Raw genomic sequence first — 18,863 nt, 5'->3', positions numbered from 1 at the left:
TATTTTATTCTACCTTATTCATCTCTTTTGGGTTCCATTAATGACAATAAGTACTTGTTGCTATTTTTCTTTACAATTCTGATATAGATGACTTCAAAGCCAGCTAAGAGCAGTACGATCAGCATGGCTGTGATAAATCTCTGCCCCATAACCATTCTTGCGCTAGTGGGCACTATTCCTGTGAGGAGGGAGCTCACTCCGAAGCTACTACTGATAAGTGCAAGGGCTATTGGTAGACCGAAATACCAGTTGACTTGCTTTTCTGACGATTTACAAAGAGTTTCGTAGTTGGCACCAAGATGGATTAAGGTCTGGTATCGTCTATAGGATTGTCTTTGTCCCATCAAAAACTGAACGCCGATAATTGTATTTGCGACAACAAGGAAGATGATAGACAGATAGATGGTGACATAGCTGGCAGAGATAATGTAAAACAATTGTCTTCCCATATTTTGTATATAGCTTTCATAGCCAAGAGAGGTTTGATTTAGCTTTTCATTGGTATCTGAGATAGCTCTCATCAAGCCTTTTTCCTTGACTAGCTCAGGAGCCAAGATACCGCTAACATAGTTCGAATAGCGACCGTCTGTATAACTCATAAAAATCTCATCTGGAACTATGAGAGCGACAGAGAGGGTTATCTCATGATCCGTTACGATTGGCAAAGACTCCACTTCGCCAATCAATTTTACATCATTTCCCATGACTTTGATTTGAGGCTTTGTCTTTAGGACAGAGTTGACGAGACTTTCATCTGGCAGAAAATCTTTCCCCATATACAAATATGCTTCCTTATTAGTTAGTTCTAGAGGAGGAAGATTGGCAGCCTTTCTAAGTTCATTGTATTCGGAAACTGGTATAAGGTGGGAATTAGTAGACTGTTTAAATTTATGGAGCAAAATTTCCTTGTTCTTGTTGTCTTTTTGATTTTTAAACTCCTTGATGACCTCTTCGAAGGACACGGATTCGTGTTCTTTAGTTTGGCCTACTTTAATTTGCAGAATCTTTGAAAACTGTGATACTAGCCCGGCAGCTTCAAGCTCTTTTTTAACTGCATTTACATCAAGATTTTCATCTGTTTCCTGCTTACTATCTCTAAATGTATAATCCAATACGTGGGTTTGATTGCCTGGATTGCCGCTTGCAATGGCCACACCTGCTCCAAAGAGGCACAAGGCAGAGAAGATTAAGAGGGAGCAGACAGCTAGTATAGTTGAGCGTTGGATAACTAATTCCTGAATCTGTCTAAAATTATAGGCATGAAGTTTTCGATTGTTTCCAAGCTTGACCAAAAAGTCTATAAATAAACGCATACCAAAGAAGAGTAGGATAGTTCCCAGAGTTCCTAAGAGAACGGTGATGCCCATTGTTATGACATTTTCCCAAGCTTGTCCACTCATACCCATGTAATAGGCTATTCCTAGAAGCAAAATTCCGAGGACAGAAGCAAGAAGGTACACCCCCTTGGGGAGTAGTTTCTTCATCCCAGAAGGAGAATAGGCGAGCAGGTTTCCGATTTCCATATTGGCAGTCTTTGTACTTAAAAGGACAAAAACAGCTAATTTTACAGCTAGGAAGCCGATGACTGTATAGAGTAGAGCTGTGGTAGATAGAGAAAATTGATGTTCAATAATCCCTAGTCCCACAATTTTAGCGGTTATTAGGCTAATCAATTCTGAAATTAAGATGGAAATAGGAAGGCCTATTCCAAGGGCAAGGACACTGTTTCTCAAATCCTCGAGCAGAAGTAGCAAGAACAGTTTGCTTCTTTGCATTCCCAGTGTGAGATAGACACCAAATTCATGTTTTCTCCTTTCCATCTGCATACTGCTTGAGAAGTAGACTAGAAAAAAGAGAATAAAGAGCGTTGCTACATAAAGAATGGGAATCATGCTAAAGAGTTTATTTACAGCGTCACTTTCTATTTGTTTTAGAAAGTGCATCACATCTTGATGAGACAAAGAAAGGATGATGTAAAAGGAGATAATAGACAGAACCATAGAACTGAAATACAAGCCGTTATTTTTTCGATCTCTCTTGCTATTTCTTGAGACTAATTTAGAAAACATTACCATCACCTCCAGCTAGTGCAGCCATGACCTTTAGTATTCTGTGGTAGAAGTCTTCTTGACTTTCTCTTGGATAATCGCGACGGATTTCATGGAATAGTTTTCCATCTTGGATAAACAAGATGCGGTTGCAAAAGCTGGCTGCGACGGAATCGTGGGTCACCATGAGAATGGTGGTTTCTTCCACTTGATTCATTTCGGATAATTTTTGCATCAAAATGGTCGCATTTTTTGAATCCAAAGCCCCTGTGGGCTCGTCTGCAAATACAATCTTAGGGTCTAAAATTAAGGCGCGCGCAGCAGCTACCCTTTGCCGTTGACCACCTGATAATTGAGAAGGGAACTTATCCAGAAGTTCAGAAATATCCAGATATTGGGAAAGTAATTCTAATCGAACCTTGCTTTCGTTGGCATCGACCTTGTGCAAAGACAAGGGAAGTAAAATATTTTCTTTGGCTGTAAGATTGTCCAAGAGCTCAAAATTCTGGAAGAGATAGCCAATTTCCTTGCCTCTATAATCTGCTAATTGGCTCCCTTTTAGCTGACCTAAATCCTTTTCTTGCATTTGAATGGAACCGTCAGTTGGCTTGATGATTGTGGCGAGACAGTTAAGAAGGGTTGTTTTCCCAGAACCGCTACTCCCCATAATTCCTAAGAACTCGCCTTTGACAACTTGAAAAGATATGCTATCCAAGGCTTTGGTAATATTGGGCTCTTTCCCATAATGCTTTTTTAATGATTCTACTCGTAAAATTGTGTCCATGTGAAACACCTCCATTTTTTGTTACTTTCATTATAATATGAATCAGAGTAGAATAACACTTACGGATGATGTAAGAAATCTTTATCGCTGACTTTTATAATCAGGTTATTGGAACTATACTTACTATATTATAGCATGCTTTCAGGGATTTAAAAAGAGGAGTAGAGGTTGAGAAATTTTCCTAATATTGAAATCATAAAAAATAATACCACTGAAGTTCATGCTCCAGCGGTATTATCTTACAGGAAAATCTATTTCCGTTCTTATTTTCTATTGTTACTTCATTTAGATCTGTCAAAGAATAATTGTAGCAAGCTAGTTTTAAAGAATTCTCTTCAGCCTACACTATTTTTTATCCAAAGATAAATCTCACTATACGATTACTGGCTTTCTCTGTTGCCTTATTAATATCATCTTTTTTCCAATATGGCTTTACATCATTGCCATAAGTTTCTACAAGAGCAGTCGCTAAGGGATAAATGCTATTAACATAGCCTAATTTGCTCTTTTGTGTTGTAGATACCTTTGTTCTAAACCATTGATTTCCAATTGAGCGATTGATTTTTTCCTCGAGCAAAATTTTATTTCCAAGTTTATTTACTATTGCACGAAATTCCTCTTCAGAATCAATCTCGGCATCTTTGCGAATTTCTTGTAGATTTTTACCACTTAATGGCATTATATGCTCAATATCATATTTATCTCCTAATAGGAAAGTTGATTTTGTTTCTTTAGCAAATAGATACTCGTTCAAATATACAAGTTTATGTTTATTATACTCCAATATTTCGCTTTTGATATCTTCGTTATCCCAATTATAACGAAGATGATTCTCAAAGTCTTGTTTGATTTTTAGCTCGCTAATCTCTTTATCAGCTAATTTAACCTCTTCTGCAAAAAGGAATGTCTTAAAATACTTACTTGAATAGCCAGCATCTACCAGCTCCATGATTGTAAATAGTTTCAACAGGCTTTCAACGATGATCTCGACCCCTTCTTCTTTTACATTGTCTACATCAAATCTATATAAATAGCTTGAAAGAAAAAGTTTTGCATTTTCGTTAAATTTTAACAATACCTGAACACATGGATATTCGGAAATTTTTTTCCATATTTTAGCCAATCTAATCATGTCTTTACATAAATTAACTGGAGAATTTAGCAAGTCCTTATTTATCTCTGTATAGTATCTTCGTAATCCAGGTGTAGTAACGTTTACAACACCCGAATCACTTACAGTCTCTCCACGTATAGCCCTTGTATAGTACATATGTTGCATTAAGATAGAATCTATATTAGCAATACCATTCTTAGTTAAATCACTAATTTGGGATAAGAGGCTTGTCCAAAGATTCGTAAATTCTTTTCCATTACCATCTTTTTCTGCTATAGCATATAGTTTTGCAGATATAATGTCTGCATCATATAACGGAAGTCCATCAGAGTTAAGAGAGTTGAACATTGTTATGGCTTGCTCTACCTGCCAGCTCTTAATTTCAATCACTTCACAATTATCAGTAAAAGCTTTTGCAATTATATTTAGTTGAGAAGCAGGCAATTCCTCAATGACTGTGTAAAAGTAGTTGAAGTTGCGGAAAAAATTTGTATACTTATTATCTTTCTGCTTGTATGGGATTTTGATAACATTACTTTTCGCTTCATCGTAATCTACAGAATTTAGAATAGAAGAGAGGTCTGTTTTATACCGTTCGTTGATAGAGTAGCTTTCTAAAGTTAGCAATCTTTTACATATTTCTCCGTCCCTTTCTTTGTTAGGTTCATCGGTAATATCTTCAGACTCAACCTTATAAAGAATTCCCATGATCTTTCTTCTCCGTTCTTTTAGACCACGGAGAAGTCCTGCAGAATCTTCATCGTTTGGGGTTTGTTTTATCGAATCATTAATTTTAATAAGTAATGCCTTTAATAATAGTAAAAAGGTTGTCGTACGCTGTTGACCATCAATCAATCCAAATCTTGTATCATCTTCTTGGCAATTAATAATGATAGTTCCAAAGAAGTACGAATCTTTATTGTTGCTCGCGACAAAATTTTGAATATCCTGCCAAAGTTTATCGCAATGATCTGTTCCCCAAGAATATGCTCGTTGATATTCTGGAATAGTAAAAATTGTATTATCCTCTAGTTTAAGATAATCTCCAATTTTTCGAAGTTTAGGTTCAATATTTTTTGCCATTTACTTTCTTTCTCTTATTTAAACGTGTTATTGATGATTTTTTATCCGACATAATGATTTTGATTATTTTTTACAGTTTTCTTTTTAGAAATAATTCAAAAGGAAAGGAGTATATGTTTTTCTTTTTACAAAACGCTGAAGTTCATGCTTCAGCGCTATTATTTTTATTATAGAAAACTCTATTCCCACTCAACGGTTGCAGGCGGTTTACTTGTAATATCGTAGACGATACGGTTAACGTGGTCCACTTCGTTTACGATACGTACAGAAATCTTTTGAAGGACATCCCAAGGAATTTTGGCAAAGTCAGCAGTCATACCATCGATAGAGGTGATGGCACGGATTGCAATCGTGTAGTCATATGTACGACCGTCACCCATAACACCAACTGAACGAACGCCTGTATTAACAGTGAAGTATTGCCAGATATCGCGGTCAAGACCTGCTTTAGCAATTTCCTCACGAAGAATAGCGTCTGACTCACGAACTGTTTCTAGCTTTTCTTCAGTGATTTCACCCATAACACGGATAGCAAGTCCTGGTCCTGGGAATGGTTGGCGCCATACGATATGGTCTGGCATACCAAGCTCTGTACCAAGGGCACGAACTTCGTCTTTATAGAGAGTGTTGAGTGGTTCAATCAATTCAAACTGCATGTCTTCTGGAAGACCACCCACGTTGTGGTGTGACTTAATAGTTTGAGCTGTATCTGTACCAGACTCGATAACGTCTGTATATAAGGTACCTTGAGCAAGGAATTTCACATCTTTGAGCTTACTTGCCTCGTCATCAAATACATACACAAATTCATTACCGATGATTTTACGTTTTTGTTCTGGGTCAGAAACGCCAGCAAGTTTGTCAAGGAAACGTTTAGCAGCGTCTGCTTTGACGATATTCAAACCAAACTTACCACCAAGCATGTCCATAACTTGGTCCGCTTCTCCTTTACGAAGAAGACCGTGGTCCACGAAGATACAGATCAATTGATCACCAATAGCCTTTTGGAGAAGAACCCCAACTACAGATGAATCAACCCCACCGGATAGACCAAGAAGGACACGTTTATCACCGACAGTCTCACGGATTTTTTGGATCTGCATATCGATGAAGTTATCCATTGACCAATCACCTTTAGCCTTACAGATGTTAAGGGCAAAGTTACGAAGGATATCATTTCCGTATACAGAATGACGAACTTCTGGGTGGAATTGGATACCGTAAATGTGTTTATCTGGGTTTTCAATGGCTGCATATGGACAGTCAGCTGAAGTTCCAGTACGAACAAAATCAGCAGGAATCTCAGTAACTGCGTCACCATGACTCATCAAAACAGTCTGTTCATCAGGTGTTGATTCAAAAAGAGCTGATGGTGTATGAGTTAGAGTTGATTGACCGTATTCACGATTTCCAGCATCACCTGCAGGAACAACTTTTCCTCCAAGTTTATGTGTCAACAACTGCATACCGTAACAGATTCCCAAAATTGGAATTCCAAGTTCGAAGATTTCTGGGTCAATATCAAATGAACCATCTTCGTATACAGAGTTTGGACCACCTGATAGGATAATTCCTACAGGATTGATTTCACGAACTTCAGCAGCTGAAATTTTATGGCTTTTTAGTTCTGAAAAAACACCAATCTCACGGATACGGCGTGAAATCAGCTGGTTGTATTGGCTACCATAGTCCAATACGATGATTTTTTCTACATCTTGCAAATCAGTTGAAATGTTGCTCATCTTTTTCCTTTCTCAAAAGAAATATCTTTTTTCAATATTCTATCACAAATAAGGGCGAATTACCAACTAAACAAGGCGAAGTTTGACTTTTTCTAGTTTATTGGGGTACAATAGAGAAAAGATAGAAATGAAGTGAAAAATATGCTACCCGCTTATATGAAAATCCATGATCAGATTAAAAAGGATATTGACGAACACCGTTGGGCAATTGGTGAGAGACTTCCTAGTGAACGAGACTTAGCAGAGCAGTTTGCGGTCAGTCGCATGACCCTCCGCCAAGCCGTATCTCTATTAGTCGAAGAAGGCGTCTTAGAGCGCCGCGTAGGAAGTGGCACCTTTGTTTCTAGTACTCGGGTACAAGAAAAGATGCGAGGAACAACAAGTTTTACTGAAATTGTTAAGTCCCAAGGTAAAGTACCCTCTAGCCAGCTCATTTCCTACAGAAAAACCATTCCCAATGAGCAGGAAGTTGCCAAGCTAGGAATTTCTCCAACGGAGAATATTATCCGAATGGAACGGGTCCGCTATGCCGACCAAGTTCCTCTAGTTTATGAAGTTGCTTCTATTCCTGAAAAATTCATTAAGGACTTTAAAAAAGAAGAAATCACTAGTCATTTCTTCCAGACCTTGCAAAAACATGGCTACCGTATTGGCAAATCACAGCAGACTATCTATGCTCGCCTTGCTAAGGAAAAAATTGCCCACTATTTGGAAGTTGAAAAAGGACATGCTATTCTTGGTCTGACTCAGATTTCTTACCTAGAAGATGGTACTGCATTTGAATACGTAAAAAGTCAGTATGTAGGCGAACGCTTTGAATTTTATCTTGAGAATAACTAGTCTAGAAAGGCTAGTTTTTTGCTTTCTTAAAAGATTAGAATTGTCAAAACAATCTGTCTAGGCTTGATTTTATCGCTTATTTACTATAAAATGAGAAGGAAAAACGTCAAACTTTTATATTGCAAATAGGAGAAAACATGACAAAAACATTAAAACGTCCTGAGGTTTTATCACCTGCAGGGACTTTAGAGAAGCTAAAAGTAGCTGTTCAGTATGGAGCAGATGCTGTCTTTATCGGTGGTCAAGCCTATGGTCTTCGTAGCCGTGCCGGAAACTTTACCTTTGAACAGATGGAAGAAGGTGTCCAGTTTGCGGCCAAGTATGGTGCTAAGGTTTATGTGGCTGCCAACATGGTTATGCACGAAGGAAATGAGGCTGGTGCTGGTGAGTGGTTCCGTAAACTACGTGATATCGGAATCGCGGCAGTTATCGTGTCTGACCCAGCCTTGATTATGATTGCAGCGACTGAAGCGCCTGGTCTTGAAATCCACCTCTCTACCCAAGCAAGTGCAACTAACTATGAAACCCTTGAGTTCTGGAAAGAACTGGGCTTGACTCGTGTCGTTTTGGCGCGTGAGGTTTCGATGGAAGAATTAGCTGAAATCCGCAAACGTACAGATGTTGAGATTGAAGCCTTTGTACATGGCGCCATGTGTATTTCATACTCTGGTCGTTGTACTCTTTCAAACCACATGAGTATGCGTGATGCTAACCGTGGTGGATGCTCTCAGTCATGCCGTTGGAAATACGACCTTTACGATATGCCATTTGGGAAGGAACGTAAGAGTCTTAAAGGTGAAATTCCTGAAGAATTTTCAATGTCAGCCGTTGATATGTCAATGATTGACCATATCCCGGATATGATTGAAAATGGTGTGGACAGTCTAAAAATCGAAGGACGCATGAAGTCTATTCACTATGTTTCGACAGTAACTAACTGTTATAAGGCGGCTGTTGATGCTTATCTAGAGAGTCCAGAGAAGTTTGAAGCTATCAAGCAAGACTTGATTGATGAGATGTGGAAGGTTGCCCAACGTGAATTAGCAACAGGTTTCTACTATGGTACGCCGTCTGAAAATGAGCAGTTATTTGGTGCTCGTCGTAAAATTCCTGAGTATAAGTTTGTCGCTGAAGTGGTTGCTTATGATGATGCGACACAAACAGCAACTATTCGTCAACGGAACGTCATTAACGAAGGGGACCAAGTTGAGTTTTACGGTCCAGGTTTCCGTCATTTTGAAACATATATCGAAGATCTGCATGATGCTAAAGGAAATAAGATCGATCGCGCTCCAAATCCAATGGAACTATTGACTATTAAGGTTCCACAACCTGTTCAAGCTGGAGACATGGTTCGAGCTCTCAAAGAAGGACTCATCAATCTTTATAAAGAAGATGGCACCAGCGTTACAGTGCGTGCTTAATAAACATGTAGGAGACGAAAGTTTTCTAGTTGCTTTCCCTTCAATCCTACTTACTAAAGAACCTTAGGTTAAAGAAAATATATTAATTTCCATCCGAGATTCCATCTCGGATTTTTTCATTATTTTTCAGAAAGAACTAGATAATGGAGGGATTTGTTACAAGTTTTTTCCAAAGTTTTCTATATAATAGACTTAAAAATAGTAAAATTGTAAATAATTTTCATTAAACGCTTTCAACGTAAGTAAAAAGTTGACAAATCCAATTTTTAGGACTAAACTAAGTAAGTAAATTTTAATTAAAAGGAGAATTCGTCATGAATTTAACATTTTTCGGTCTATGTCTTGCCTGTATGGGTGTATCTCTTGGTGAGGGTATGTTGATGAATGGTTTGTTGAAATCAGTTGCTCGCCAACCAGATATCATCTCAGAACTACGTAGTTTGATGATCCTAGGGGTTGCCTTTATTGAAGGTACTTTCTTCGTTACTCTTGTCTTTTCATTTATCATCAAATAAAAGAAGTATAAATTGAAAAAGGGAGGATTTTAGATGGAAGAAAGTATTAATCCAACCATCAATATTGGTCCTGTTACCTTTAATTTAACCATAGTAGTTTTGACTTTGTTGACTGTAGCACTTATTTTTGGCTTTATTTATTGGGCAAGTCGTAATATGACTTTGAGACCCACAGGAAAACAAAATGTATTAGAGTATTTATTTGATTTTGTTGTTGGATTTACAAAATCAAACCTTGGTCCAATGATAAAGGATTATTCTCTCTTTTATTTCTGTTTATTCCTGTTTATGGCCATTGCAAATAATATTGGCTTAATGGCTAGAATTCAGACTACAGATGGTGTAAATCTTTGGACCTCACCAACAGCAAATTTGTCATTTGACTTGGTCTTGTCTTTTACAATTATCTTGATGACCCACGTAGAAGGAATTCGTCGTCGTGGAATCAAAAAGTATTTAAAAGCATTTGTAACACCAGGTTTTATGACACCAATGAATCTCTTGGAAGAAGTTACCAATCTCCTTTCACTTGCATTGCGGGTCTTTGGTAATATCTTTGCAGGGGAAGTGATGGCAAGTATGTTAGTCCTACTTTCTCATCAGGCCTTCTATTGGTATCCTATTGCTTTTGGAACAAATCTAATCTGGACTGCATTTTCTGTTTTTATTTCTTGTGTACAAGCATATGTATTTACATTGTTATCTTCAATGTACCTAGGAAATAAAATTAATGATGAAGAATAGAAAGGAGTAGTTTATGAATGTAACAGTAGGTGAATTACTTGGTGATTTTATACTAATCGCTGGTTCCTTTATTCTCTTGCTAGTCTTGGTTAAGAAATACGCTTGGTCAAATTTGGCTAGCATTTTCGAACAAAGAGCAGAAAAAATTGCAGCAGATATTGACGGAGCTGAACAAGCACGTCAAAAAGCAGAAGTATTGGCTCAGAAACGCGAAGATGAATTGGCTGGTAGCCGTAAAGAAGCTAAGACAATCATTGAGAATGCGAAAGAAACAGCTGAGAAAAGTAAAGCTAGTATTTTAGCAGATGCTAAGCTAGAAGCAGGACGCTTGAAAGAAAAAGCGAACCAAGAAATTGCTCAAAATAAAGCTGAAGCTTTACAAAGCGTTAAGGGTGAGGTAGCAGATTTGACAATCAGCTTGGCTGGTAAAATCATCTCACAAAACCTTGACGGTCATGCCCATAAAGAACTCATTGATCAGTATATCGATCAGTTAGGAGAAGCTTAATGGACAAGAAAACAGTAAAGGTAATTGAAAAATACAGCATGCCTTTTGTCCAATTGGTTTTAGAAAAAGGAGAAGAAGACCGTATCTTTTCAGACTTAGCTCAAATCAAGCAAGTTGCTGAAGAAACAGGTTTACCTTCTTTTTTAAAAAAAGTGGCAGTAGACGAGTCTGACAAGGAAAAAACGATTGCGTTCTTCCAAGACTCAGTGTCACCTTTATTGCAAAACTTTATCCAGGTTCTTATCTACAATCACAGAGCAAATCTTTTTTATGATATTCTTGTAGATTGCTTGAACCGACTTGAAAAAGAAACAAATCGATTTGAAGTGACGATTACTTCTGCTCATCCTCTAACTGATGATCAAAAGAGTCGCTTGCTCCCTTTGATTGAGAAGAAAATGTCTCTTAAAGTGAGGAGTGTAAAAGAACAAATCGATGAAAGTCTTATTGGTGGTTTTGTCATTTTTGCCAATCACAAGACAATTGATGTGAGTATTAAACAACAACTTAAAGTTGTTAAAGAAAATTTGAAATAGAAAGTGGTGTTCTTTTGGCAATTAACGCACAAGAAATCAGCGCTTTAATTAAGCAACAAATTGAAAATTTCAAACCCAATTTTGATGTGACTGAAACAGGTGTTGTAACCTATATCGGGGACGGTATCGCGCGTGCTCACGGCCTTGAAAATGCCATGAGTGGAGAGTTGTTGATTTTTGAAAACGGCTCTTATGGGATGGCTCAAAACTTGGAGTCAACAGACGTTGGTATTATCATCCTAGGTGACTTTACAGATATCCGTGAAGGCGATACAATCCGCCGTACAGGTAAAATCATGGAAGTCCCAGTAGGTGAAAGTCTGATTGGTCGTGTTGTGGACCCACTTGGTCGTCCAGTTGACGGTCTTGGAGAAATCCACACTGATAAAACTCGTCCAGTAGAAGCGCCAGCTCCTGGTGTTATGCAACGTAAGTCTGTATCAGAACCATTGCAAACTGGTTTGAAAGCTATTGACGCCCTTGTACCGATTGGTCGTGGTCAACGTGAGTTGATTATCGGTGACCGTCAGACAGGGAAAACAACAATTGCGATTGATACAATCTTGAACCAAAAGGGTCAAGATATGATCTGTATCTACGTAGCGATCGGACAGAAAGAATCAACAGTTCGTACGCAAGTAGAAACACTACGTCAGTACGGTGCCTTGGACTACACAATCGTTGTGACAGCCTCTGCTTCACAACCATCTCCATTGCTCTTCCTAGCTCCTTATGCTGGGGTTGCCATGGCGGAAGAATTTATGTACCAAGGTAAGCATGTTTTGATCGTTTATGATGATCTTTCAAAACAAGCGGTAGCTTATCGTGAACTGTCTCTTTTGCTTCGTCGTCCTCCAGGTCGTGAAGCCTTCCCAGGGGATGTTTTCTACCTTCACAGCCGTTTGCTTGAGCGCTCAGCTAAAGTTTCTGATGAACTTGGTGGTGGATCTATTACAGCCCTACCGTTTATCGAGACACAAGCAGGAGATATCTCTGCCTATATCGCAACCAACGTGATTTCAATCACTGATGGACAAATCTTCCTTGGTGATGGTCTCTTCAATGCGGGTATTCGTCCAGCCATTGACGCGGGTTCATCTGTATCTCGTGTAGGTGGTTCTGCACAAATTAAAGCCATGAAAAAGGTTGCTGGTACACTTCGTATCGACCTTGCTTCATACCGTGAGTTGGAAGCCTTCACTAAGTTTGGTTCTGACTTGGACGCAGCAACACAGGCTAAGTTGAACCGTGGACGTCGTACAGTTGAAGTCTTGAAACAACCTGTTCACAAACCATTACCTGTTGAGAAACAAGTAACCATTCTCTATGCTTTGACACATGGTTTCTTGGATACTGTTCCAGTAGATGAAATTGTTCGTTTTGAGGAAGAGTTCCATGCCTTCTTTGATGCTCAACATCCAGAGATTTTGGAAACCATTCGTGATACAAAAGACTTGCCAGAAGAAGCAGTCTTGGATGCTGCGATTACAGAGTTTCTCAATCAAACCAGCTTCCAGTAAGAATAGAGGTGTCAGATGGCAGTATCTCTAAATGATATTAAAACAAAAATCGCCTCAACAAAAAATACGAGTCAAATCACTAATGCCATGCAGATGGTATCAGCTGCTAAGCTAGGTCGTTCTGAAGAAGCTGCTCGCAACTTCCAAGTTTATGCTCAGAAAGTTCGTAAACTTTTGACGGATATTCTTCATGGTAATGGAGCTGGTAGTTCAACTAATCCGATGTTGATTAGTCGTCCAGTTAAGAAGACAGGCTATATCGTCATTACTTCAGACCGCGGTTTGGTTGGAGGTTATAATTCTTCTATTCTGAAAGCCGTTATGGAGCTGAAAGAAGAATACCATCCAGACGGTAAAGGTTTTGAAATGATTTGTATTGGTGGAATGGGAGCTGATTTCTTTAAGGCTCGTGGTATTCAACCACTTTATGAATTACGTGGCTTGGCAGACCAACCTAGCTTTGATGAAGTTCGTAAGATTATTTCAAAAACTGTTGAAATGTACCAAAATGAACTTTTTGATGAACTCTATGTCTGCTACAACCACCATGTCAATACGCTAACCAGTCAAATGCGTGTGGAGCAAATGCTTCCAATTGTTGACTTGGATCCAAATGAAGCAGATGACAGTTACAGCTTGACCTTTGAATTGGAAACTAGCCGAGAAGAAATTTTGGAGCAGTTGTTGCCTCAGTTTGCAGAAAGTATGATTTACGGGGCTATTATCGATGCTAAGACAGCTGAAAATGCTGCGGGTATGACCGCCATGCAAACAGCGACAGATAATGCTAAGAAAGTCATTAATGATTTGACAATTCAGTATAACCGTGCCAGACAGGCGGCGATTACACAAGAAATTACAGAAATCGTAGCAGGAGCTAGTGCCTTAGAATAGGCACTAGTCCAGCTCGTATGAAAATGAACTTAGGACCTAGTTAAGCTAGGGACCGACAGTATCTTATATAGAATAGGAGAAGGAGATGAGTTCAGGTAAAATTGCTCAGGTTATCGGTCCCGTTGTAGACGTCTTGTTTGCAGCAGGGGAAAAACTTCCTGAGATTAACAATGCACTTGTCGTCTACAAAAATGACGAAAGAAAAACAAAAATCGTCCTTGAAGTAGCCTTGGAGTTGGGAGATGGTATGGTTCGTACTATCGCCATGGAATCAACAGATGGTTTGACTCGTGGAATGGAAGTATTGGACACAGGTCGTCCAATCTCTGTACCAGTAGGTAAAGAAACTTTGGGACGTGTCTTCAACGTTTTGGGAGATACCATTGACTTGGAAGCTCCTTTTACAGAAGATGCAGAGCGTCAGCCAATTCATAAAAAAGCTCCAACTTTTGATGAGTTGTCTACCTCTTCTGAAATCCTTGAAACAGGGATTAAGGTTATCGACCTTCTTGCCCCTTACCTTAAAGGTGGTAAAGTTGGACTTTTCGGTGGTGCCGGAGTTGGTAAAACCGTCTTAATCCAAGAATTGATTCACAACATTGCCCAAGAACACGGTGGTATTTCAGTATTTACCGGTGTTGGGGAACGTACTCGTGAAGGGAACGACCTTTACTGGGAAATGAAAGAATCAGGCGTAATTGAGAAAACAGCCATGGTATTTGGTCAGATGAATGAGCCACCAGGAGCACGTATGCGTGTTGCCCTTACTGGTTTGACAATCGCCGAATACTTCCGTGATGTAGAAGGCCAAGACGTGCTTCTCTTTATTGACAATATCTTCCGTTTCACTCAGGCTGGTTCAGAAGTATCTGCCCTTTTAGGTCGTATGCCATCAGCCGTTGGTTACCAACCAACACTTGCTACGGAAATGGGTCAATTACAAGAGCGTATCACATCAACTAAGAAGGGTTCTGTAACCTCTATCCAGGCTATCTATGTGCCAGCGGATGACTATACTGACCCAGCGCCAGCAACAGCTTTCGCTCACTTGGATTCAACAACAAACTTGGAACGTAAGTTGGTACAGTTGGGTATCTACCCAGCCGTTGACCCACTTGCTTCAAGCTCACGTGCCTTGGCACCTGAAATCGTTGGAGAAGAGCACTATGCAGTTGCTGCTGAGGTAAAACGAGTCCTTCAACGTTACCATGAGTTGCAAGATATCATTGCTATCCTTGGTATGGATGAGCTTTCTGATGAAGAAAAGACCTTGGTGGCTCGTGCACGTCGTATCCAGTTCTTCTTGTCACAAAACTTTAACGTTGCTGAACAATTTACTGGTCAGCCAGGTTCTTATGTCCCAGTTGCTGAAACTGTTCGTGGCTTTAAGGAAATCCTTGATGGTAAACATGACCACTTGCCAGAAGATGCCTTCCGTGGTGTAGGTTCTATCGAAGATGTGATTGCAAAAGCTGAAAAAATGGGATTTTAAGAGGTGATCTATGGCTCAGTTAACTGTCCAGATCGTGACACCAGATGGTCTCGTCTATGATCACCATGCCAGCTTTGTATCAGTTCGAACTCTGGATGGTGAGATGGGAATCTTGCCACGACATGAAAATATGATTGCAGTTTTAGCAGTTGATGAGGTTAAGGTTAAACGTGTAGATGATGAAAATCACGTGAACTGGATTGCAGTGAACGGGGGCGTTATCGAAGTTGCCAATGGCGTTGTCACAATTGTTGCTGACTCTGCAGAACGTGCTCGTGATATCGACGTTAGTCGTGCAGAACGTGCCAAACTTCGAGCAGAGCGTGAAATTGAAGAAGCACACGACAAACACTTGATTGACCAAGAACGTCGTGCGAAGATTGCACTGCAACGTGCCATTAACCGTATTAATGTCGGAAATAGACTATAAGAAAAAAATGAACTTGAGTTACCAAGTTCATTTTTTATGTTTTCTTAGGGAGCAAAACTGATGCAAAATTAGAATTGTCTAGAGATATAAAAGATAATTAAAAGATTGCATAGTTCAATTTGCGTAGCAGAAATCATACAAATAAAATTGATTATAGTAAAATAGAATTAGAATTATTAAGAAAGTTGGTTCTTTATTGGAAACGATAGTATTTTCAATCTCTGTTTTTCTAGCAGGGATCTTGTCCTTCTTTTCCCCTTGCATTTTCCCTCTGTTACCTGTCTATACTGGTATCTTATTGGATGATCAGGATAGTGCAAAAAGTTTTTCATTATTTGGGAAAAAAGTTGCCTGGTCAGGTTTGATTCGAACACTTTGCTTTATTGCAGGTATCTCTCTCATTTTCTTTATCTTAGGATTTGGTGCTGGTTACTTTGGTAATATTCTCTATGCAAATTGGTTTCGATATGTCATGGGAACAATTATTATCATTTTGGGCCTTCACCAGATGGAAATTTTTCATTTTAAGAAATTAGAGGTTCAAAAAAGCTTTACCTTTAAAAAATCAGATTCTAATCGTTATTGGTCAGCTTTTTTACTTGGTATTACCTTTAGCTTTGGTTGGACGCCTTGTATTGGGCCGGTTTTAAGTTCTGTCTTAGCACTTGCGGCTTCTGGAGGTAATGGCGCTTGGCAAGGAGCTATCTATACTCTTATTTACACTCTGGGAATGGCCATTCCTTTCTTGGTCTTGGCTCTAGCTTCAGGCGTAGTGATGCCTTATTTTAGTAAACTCAAGCGCCATATGATGCTACTGAAGAAAATTGGTGGTTTCCTCATTATTTTAATGGGAATTTTGTTACTATTAGGACAAGTAAATGTTCTAGCTGGTATTTTTGAATAAAGGAGAAAAAGATGAAAAAAGTAATGTTTGCTGGCTTAAGCCTCTTGTCACTAGTTGTATTGATGGCCTGTGGCGAGGAAGAGACTAAAAAGACTCAAGCACCAGAACAATCCCCAAAACAACAGCAACAAACGCCTGTACAACAAATTGCTGTTGGAAAAGATGCTCCAGACTTCACCTTGCAATCTATGGATGGTAAAGAAGTTAAGTTATCTGATTATAAGGGGAAAAAAGTCTACTTGAAGTTTTGGGCTTCATGGTGTGGTCCATGTAAGAAAAGTATGCCTGAGTTGATGGAATTAGCAGCGAAACCAGATCGTGATTTTGAAATTCTTAGTGTCATTGCACCAGGAATTCAAGGTGAAAAAACTGTCGAGCAATTTCCACAATGGTTCCAAGATCAAGGATATAAAGATATCCCAGTACTTTATGACACAAAAGGAACCACCTTCCAAGCTTATCAAATTCGAAGCATTCCTACAGAATACCTGATTGATAGTCAAGGAAAGATTGGAAAGATTCAATTTGGTGTCATCAGCAACGAGGATGCAGAAGCAGCCTTTAAAGAAATGAACTAGAATCAAGATTTTAAAATAGTATTTATACAATCAATCCCCTAGATTTTAGATAGTATTAATCTAAGATTTAGGGGATTTTTGCTATCAATAAATTAAGTTTAAAAAAGAAGGGAGTTCTGTATTATACAGATTCCCCTTCTTTTTTTTAAACATAATATTTATTTTTTAGCTTTAAGAAGTTTATTATATCATAGCTTCTCGTTGATAAAGCGGATAAACTGATTCCACCAAACTTTTAAGAAGAAGGCTTTTTCTACTTTCTTTTCTGCTACCATTTCAAAACTAGGACGTTCTGTGGTGATGTAACCTTGACCAATCAAGTCTGAGTCTTCATAAGTCAAATGTCCAACCACTGTTCCGGCTTCAAGTGGTGCTGGAATTGCCTTAGAATCAGGTGTGAATTGAACAGATTGAGAAGATTGATTCCCAATACGTTCAATTAGAGAAATATCATCTTTAGCAACAGCAGTGACTGTATCTTCTTTTCCGTCTTGTACAGGGACTTTGCTATCTTGATAGGCATCACCTTTCTGAACGATTTTGCGAAGTGTGAATGTAGAAGAGATATAATCCATTAGTGAAGATGTAGCTGTGAAGCGAGCGTAAGGATTATTGTCTTGATGATCCGCATTCAAAACAACTGTGATAACCCTCATGCCTTTTTCGACAGTAGTACCAACAAAAGACTCTCCAGCCTTATCTGTGGTCCCTGTTTTTAATCCATCAAAACCACCGCGATAAGCAGGCATACCCTCTAATATGTAATTGGTAGAAGTGATTGCCATTCCAGCAAAAGTAGAAGAAGGTTTTTTCGTGATTTCTAAGACTTGTGGGTATTTTTTTATGAGGTTGCGAGCAACGATAGCGACATCATAAGCGCTGAGCTTATTTTCCTCATCTTTTTTAGAGCCTGGGTAAATGTTATCACCTAGACTCTCATTGTTAAGACCCGTCGTATTGACAACAGTGGCATCCTGAATTCCCCATTCTAAGAGCTTTGCCCTCATCATATCGACGAAATCTTTTTCTGAGCCTGCAATTTTCTCAGCTAGCGCAATAGCCGCACTGTTGGCGCTAGATACCAGGGTTGCCTCAAGTAGTTGTTCGACGGTATAATTACGAGCTTCCATAGGAACGTTACTCGCTTCAGAATTTGTCGTTAATTTGTAAGGATAATCAGAAATATCTACCGGAGTTGATAGTGTAATACTGCCGTTTTCCAAGGCTTCATAGACAAGATAAACAGTAATTAACTTTGTGATTGAAGCAATTTCAACTGGCTGGGTTGCATCTTTCTCATAGAGAATTTTACCAGTATTTGCCTCAACAGCAATTGCATGTTTAGCAGCAATATTAAAATCTTGAGCAGCAACAGTAGATGCTGAGCCAATAATGGAAAGGCTTAAAAGAGTTAAAATTATTTTTTTCATAGTAAGTTTATTCTATCATAAAGAAAAAAATATTCCCAGTTTCATGATAGAAGAAAGAAGCTTTTTTGAAAGTGTGGTAAAATAGATGAATGGAGGTACTTCATGTTTCGTAAGAATAAATTATTTTTTTGGACCAGTGAGATTTTACTATTAACCATCATCTTCTATTTATGGAGACAGATGGGAGCGATTATTACACCTTTTGTAAGCGTTGCAAACACTATAATGATTCCCTTTCTTTTAGGTGGTTTTTTATATTATTTGACCAATCCTATTG

At 38.8% G+C, this 18,863-nt stretch carries 17 protein-coding genes and 1 pseudogene; 13 read left to right on the top strand and 5 right to left on the bottom strand.

Annotated elements, in window-relative coordinates:
• Window positions 1-14: 14 nt before the first annotated feature.
• From LG372_RS08980 to guaA, 4 genes are all read right to left on the bottom strand, one after another.
• The gene (locus LG372_RS08980) at window positions 15-2,069 is read right to left on the bottom strand and encodes an FtsX-like permease family protein (protein WP_225742641.1); all 2,055 of its coding nucleotides are present in this window, start codon (window positions 2,067-2,069) and stop codon (window positions 15-17) included.
• The gene (locus LG372_RS08975) at window positions 2,059-2,832 is read right to left on the bottom strand and encodes an ABC transporter ATP-binding protein (protein ID WP_049511084.1); all 774 of its coding nucleotides are present in this window, start codon (window positions 2,830-2,832) and stop codon (window positions 2,059-2,061) included. Before LG372_RS08975 ends, LG372_RS08980 begins: the two co-directional genes overlap by 11 nt.
• Window positions 2,833-3,184: 352 nt before the next feature.
• On the bottom strand, window positions 3,185-5,029 hold the full coding sequence (locus tag LG372_RS08970; protein WP_225742640.1) for a DUF262 domain-containing protein: 1,845 nt from the start codon (window positions 5,027-5,029) through the stop codon (window positions 3,185-3,187).
• A gap of 179 nt (window positions 5,030-5,208) precedes the next feature.
• A complete protein-coding gene (gene guaA, locus LG372_RS08965; RefSeq protein WP_000065711.1) occupies window positions 5,209-6,771 on the bottom strand; it encodes a glutamine-hydrolyzing GMP synthase in 1,563 nt (520 codons plus the stop codon).
• A 141-nt stretch (window positions 6,772-6,912) separates the two neighbouring features.
• Here guaA and LG372_RS08960 point away from each other — a divergent pair, with 141 nt between their 5' ends.
• The 12 genes from LG372_RS08960 to sdbB all read left to right on the top strand — a co-directional run bounded on the left by LG372_RS08960 (window position 6,913) and on the right by sdbB (window position 17,156).
• Complete coding sequence (locus tag LG372_RS08960; RefSeq protein WP_042751018.1) at window positions 6,913-7,611, top strand: GntR family transcriptional regulator; 699 nt, start codon at window positions 6,913-6,915, stop codon at window positions 7,609-7,611.
• A 137-nt stretch (window positions 7,612-7,748) separates the two neighbouring features.
• On the top strand, window positions 7,749-9,035 hold the full coding sequence (locus LG372_RS08955) for a peptidase U32 family protein (protein WP_000169063.1): 1,287 nt from the start codon (window positions 7,749-7,751) through the stop codon (window positions 9,033-9,035).
• Between the two features lie 314 nt (window positions 9,036-9,349).
• Window positions 9,350-9,550: a F0F1 ATP synthase subunit C gene (locus LG372_RS08950; protein ID WP_001054560.1), complete on the top strand. Its 201-nt coding sequence runs from the start codon at window positions 9,350-9,352 to the stop codon at window positions 9,548-9,550.
• A gap of 33 nt (window positions 9,551-9,583) precedes the next feature.
• Window positions 9,584-10,294 carry a F0F1 ATP synthase subunit A gene (gene atpB / locus LG372_RS08945; RefSeq protein WP_125416525.1) on the top strand — a complete coding sequence of 237 codons (711 nt, stop codon included), beginning with the start codon at window positions 9,584-9,586 and terminating at the stop codon, window positions 10,292-10,294.
• Between the two features lie 13 nt (window positions 10,295-10,307).
• A complete protein-coding gene (atpF, locus tag LG372_RS08940; RefSeq protein ID WP_020902744.1) occupies window positions 10,308-10,802 on the top strand; it encodes a F0F1 ATP synthase subunit B in 495 nt (164 codons plus the stop codon).
• Window positions 10,802-11,338, top strand: coding sequence for a F0F1 ATP synthase subunit delta (locus LG372_RS08935; protein WP_061590102.1), 537 nt, complete (start codon window positions 10,802-10,804; stop codon window positions 11,336-11,338). Before atpF ends, LG372_RS08935 begins: the two co-directional genes overlap by 1 nt.
• 14 nt (window positions 11,339-11,352) lie before the next feature.
• Window positions 11,353-12,858 carry a F0F1 ATP synthase subunit alpha gene (gene atpA, locus LG372_RS08930; protein WP_042900828.1) on the top strand — a complete coding sequence of 502 codons (1,506 nt, stop codon included), beginning with the start codon at window positions 11,353-11,355 and terminating at the stop codon, window positions 12,856-12,858.
• A gap of 15 nt (window positions 12,859-12,873) precedes the next feature.
• On the top strand, window positions 12,874-13,752 hold the full coding sequence (locus LG372_RS08925) for a F0F1 ATP synthase subunit gamma (RefSeq protein ID WP_000301224.1): 879 nt from the start codon (window positions 12,874-12,876) through the stop codon (window positions 13,750-13,752).
• Between the two features lie 85 nt (window positions 13,753-13,837).
• A complete protein-coding gene (gene atpD / locus LG372_RS08920) occupies window positions 13,838-15,244 on the top strand; it encodes a F0F1 ATP synthase subunit beta (protein ID WP_000094357.1) in 1,407 nt (468 codons plus the stop codon).
• Between the two features lie 10 nt (window positions 15,245-15,254).
• Entirely contained in the window at window positions 15,255-15,674 is a 420-nt protein-coding gene (locus tag LG372_RS08915) for a F0F1 ATP synthase subunit epsilon (RefSeq protein ID WP_049493458.1), read from the top strand.
• A 196-nt stretch (window positions 15,675-15,870) separates the two neighbouring features.
• Window positions 15,871-16,578: a thiol-disulfide oxidoreductase-associated membrane protein CcdA2 gene (gene ccdA2 / locus LG372_RS08910; RefSeq protein WP_042751026.1), complete on the top strand. Its 708-nt coding sequence runs from the start codon at window positions 15,871-15,873 to the stop codon at window positions 16,576-16,578.
• A gap of 11 nt (window positions 16,579-16,589) precedes the next feature.
• The gene (sdbB, locus tag LG372_RS08905; RefSeq protein ID WP_049493461.1) at window positions 16,590-17,156 is read left to right on the top strand and encodes a thiol-disulfide oxidoreductase-associated lipoprotein SdbB; all 567 of its coding nucleotides are present in this window, start codon (window positions 16,590-16,592) and stop codon (window positions 17,154-17,156) included.
• Window positions 17,157-17,344: 188 nt separating this feature from the next.
• Here the strand turns inward: sdbB and pbp3 are convergent, their stop codons facing one another.
• Complete coding sequence (pbp3, locus tag LG372_RS08900) at window positions 17,345-18,586, bottom strand: D-alanyl-D-alanine carboxypeptidase PBP3 (protein ID WP_225742639.1); 1,242 nt, start codon at window positions 18,584-18,586, stop codon at window positions 17,345-17,347.
• Between the two features lie 102 nt (window positions 18,587-18,688).
• Here pbp3 and LG372_RS08895 point away from each other — a divergent pair.
• Window positions 18,689-18,863 (top strand): annotated as a pseudogene (locus LG372_RS08895) (AI-2E family transporter); the annotation flags it as partial.

Source organism: Streptococcus sp. Marseille-Q5112 (assembly GCF_916700555.1).
Taxonomy (GTDB): domain Bacteria; phylum Bacillota; class Bacilli; order Lactobacillales; family Streptococcaceae; genus Streptococcus; species Streptococcus symci.
The sequence above is the reverse complement of the archived record's forward strand: the minus strand, read 5'-3'. Positions and strand labels throughout refer to the sequence as shown.

Coding starts and splice junctions, on each gene's coding strand:
- LG372_RS08960 (WP_042751018.1), top strand. CDS start 6,913: ATGCTACCCGCTTATATGAAAATCCATGATCAGATTAAAAAGGATATT.
- LG372_RS08950 (WP_001054560.1), top strand. CDS start 9,350: ATGAATTTAACATTTTTCGGTCTATGTCTTGCCTGTATGGGTGTATCT.
- pbp3 (WP_225742639.1), bottom strand. CDS start 18,586: ATGAAAAAAATAATTTTAACTCTTTTAAGCCTTTCCATTATTGGCTCA.
- LG372_RS08970 (WP_225742640.1), bottom strand. CDS start 5,029: ATGGCAAAAAATATTGAACCTAAACTTCGAAAAATTGGAGATTATCTT.
- sdbB (WP_049493461.1), top strand. CDS start 16,590: ATGAAAAAAGTAATGTTTGCTGGCTTAAGCCTCTTGTCACTAGTTGTA.
- LG372_RS08935 (WP_061590102.1), top strand. CDS start 10,802: ATGGACAAGAAAACAGTAAAGGTAATTGAAAAATACAGCATGCCTTTT.
- atpB (WP_125416525.1), top strand. CDS start 9,584: ATGGAAGAAAGTATTAATCCAACCATCAATATTGGTCCTGTTACCTTT.
- LG372_RS08980 (WP_225742641.1), bottom strand. CDS start 2,069: ATGTTTTCTAAATTAGTCTCAAGAAATAGCAAGAGAGATCGAAAAAAT.
- LG372_RS08975 (WP_049511084.1), bottom strand. CDS start 2,832: ATGGACACAATTTTACGAGTAGAATCATTAAAAAAGCATTATGGGAAA.
- LG372_RS08955 (WP_000169063.1), top strand. CDS start 7,749: ATGACAAAAACATTAAAACGTCCTGAGGTTTTATCACCTGCAGGGACT.
- guaA (WP_000065711.1), bottom strand. CDS start 6,771: ATGAGCAACATTTCAACTGATTTGCAAGATGTAGAAAAAATCATCGTA.
- LG372_RS08915 (WP_049493458.1), top strand. CDS start 15,255: ATGGCTCAGTTAACTGTCCAGATCGTGACACCAGATGGTCTCGTCTAT.
- atpF (WP_020902744.1), top strand. CDS start 10,308: ATGAATGTAACAGTAGGTGAATTACTTGGTGATTTTATACTAATCGCT.
- LG372_RS08925 (WP_000301224.1), top strand. CDS start 12,874: ATGGCAGTATCTCTAAATGATATTAAAACAAAAATCGCCTCAACAAAA.
- atpD (WP_000094357.1), top strand. CDS start 13,838: ATGAGTTCAGGTAAAATTGCTCAGGTTATCGGTCCCGTTGTAGACGTC.